The organism is Collinsella sp. (assembly GCF_052346665.1).
Lineage (GTDB): Bacteria > Actinomycetota > Coriobacteriia > Coriobacteriales > Coriobacteriaceae > Collinsella.
In genome coordinates this window covers 1-2022 of record NZ_DAWDUX010000076.1, presented here as the reverse complement: position 1 = coordinate 2022, position 2022 = coordinate 1, and the positions used below count along the sequence as shown (strand labels likewise).

At 61.1% G+C, this 2022-nt stretch carries 2 protein-coding genes and 1 pseudogene; 2 read left to right on the top strand and 1 reads right to left on the bottom strand.

The window, feature by feature from the left end:
- Both ACT8II_RS09300 and ACT8II_RS09295 read left to right on the top strand, forming a co-directional pair.
- Positions 1 to 481, top strand: a pseudogene (locus tag ACT8II_RS09300) (hypothetical protein); the annotation flags it as partial.
- Complete coding sequence (locus ACT8II_RS09295; protein WP_294159320.1) at positions 468 to 1019, top strand: helix-turn-helix domain-containing protein; 552 nt, start codon at positions 468 to 470, stop codon at positions 1017 to 1019. The pseudogene ACT8II_RS09300 and the gene ACT8II_RS09295, both read left to right, overlap by 14 nt.
- Before the next feature lie 108 nt (positions 1020 to 1127).
- Here the strand turns inward: ACT8II_RS09295 and ACT8II_RS09290 are convergent, their stop codons facing one another.
- Positions 1128 to 1748 carry a helix-turn-helix domain-containing protein gene (locus ACT8II_RS09290; protein WP_443813944.1) on the bottom strand — a complete coding sequence of 207 codons (621 nt, stop codon included), beginning with the start codon at positions 1746 to 1748 and terminating at the stop codon, positions 1128 to 1130.
- Positions 1749 to 2022 lie beyond the last annotated feature (274 nt).

Sequence of the window (2022 nt, the reverse complement as noted above, 5' to 3'; positions counted from 1 at the left end):
GCGCAAGCTGTCCCTCTCCGCATATGTGAGCCTCTACGGCGAGCAGGGCGCATCGCCTTATGAAGTGTGTCGCGCACACGGTTGGGAAGGGCAAATCAAGCAGATGATGCTCGTCGACTACCTTATTGCCAACCGCGACCGGCACGGCTCGAACATCGAGGTCATTTTGTCTCCCGACGGGTCGGCCAGGCTTGCGCCCATTTTCGACAACGGCCTGTCATTCGTCGCCCCCTTCGCGGGGCAGCGGGATGCTATCGAGGCGTTCGATCCACTCCGTCGCGTTGCCACGACGAACTACATCGGTTCGCGTTTCTTGGAGGACAATCTGCGCGATATCGCCCCGGTAGAGCTTACGCATGAGCTTAAGTTGGAAGATCGTGCCGCGCTGTTCGCCGGGTTGGAACATGCCGCCCCGGATTACCTACTCGAAAAAATGTGGGAGATCGTTCGAGAGAGATGGTCTTACTATGCGGCGCTTTGAGTTGATTGACGGTGAGGGGCGGGAGTTGCGCCCCAGTGCGATTATTTCGTATGACGAAGCGACCGGCGCGTATGGCGCTCGTGTTGAGGATTGGGCGGAGTCGGGGGACGTGCCGGCGATCTTCGCGGCGTTTGTCGCCCGAGGGGAACGGGACATACCGAGCAAATGGGTTCAGGCTTGGGTCGATGAGCGGATTGCCCCTCCCGGCCGTCAGAATATCGGTGAGGTGCTCAGGTCTCACGGGTTGATGGAATATGATTCCGCCGCCCTGCTCGCAAGCAGTGCAGGGAGAAGCTCGCAGGACGGGTTTTACATGCGTGAGATTGGGGCATCCGCCAAAAGTGCTCGGTGCCTTGGGCGTTTAGTCGAAAAGGAGCGCCTTGCGGCAGGGAAGACGCAGGTCGATCTTGCCAGGCAAAGCGGAATGACCCAGACGGCGGTGAGCGTACTTGAGCGCGGCGGTGCCAACCCCACGCTCAAGACGCTTGAGAGAATTGCCGATGCGCTGGGAAAGAATCTGGTTATCAAGTTCGAATGAACGCGCAGGCTTACCCGGGCGCCTGTTCTCAAATCGAGGCCCCGGTCATGCAAAAGCGGCGAGGACGTCTAGCTTCCTCGCCGCTCGTGATATGCGTGAAGATCGCCTTTAGCTCAACATCTTGGCAAGCATGCCGATGCCGACGCCCACCATGCCGCCGGCGATCGCGCCGAGGATGATCTGCACGCCGTTACGCGCGCCCTTAACCCAGGGGCTCATCTCGCGCTCGCGGTGTCCCTCGAGCGTGTCGCGCTCGACCTGCTCGCCGCGGCTGAACGCCAGCACCTCGCGGTACGTGACGAGGTCGTGCTGCTTCTTCATGCGCTCCATATACACGAACGCCATGAGCATCACGACGAGCGCCACGGCGGCGAACGCCGCGGTGGGCGCGATGTGAGCGCCCCAACCCCATTCGAACTGGAACGCCGCCCACGCGCTCAGCCCCAGGAACACGACCGCGCTCACGACCGTGACCGTGGAGAGGGCGTTGTACTTCTTGACCGCTTCGTTCATCACCTGTGCCATGGTTTCCACATCTCCTTTGATGAGGGAGTCCACGGTCACCCCGAACACGTTGGAAAGCAAGAGTAGGCTCTGGACGTCAGGATACGTGCGGCCGCACTCCCAGTTGCTGATGGTCTGGCGCGACACGTAGATGCGCTCCGCCAGGCCGTCCTGGGACAGCCCGAGTTCCGTGCGATGCTCCTTGATGTGAGAGCCCAGCTCCATGCGCTTGCTCCTTGCGGGTCGGGGTGACCCCTGTCGAGAGTCACCATGGCATTGACGGGCAAATCGTACCATCAAAGGTCTTTATAGCGAGTCCCCGAGGGGTTAAGTCGCGCTGCCAAAAGGCTTTATACACGGCGCTGAGCTGGTGGAACCTTTGCCCATCCATCGCGGGCACGCACCTTGCAAGCGCGCTTGAAATGGGTTCCTGGCACGACATCCCAGGGGCGCGGTGGCTCTATGGACAGCAGACCTCGATTTGGGGACGGCCCCCCTC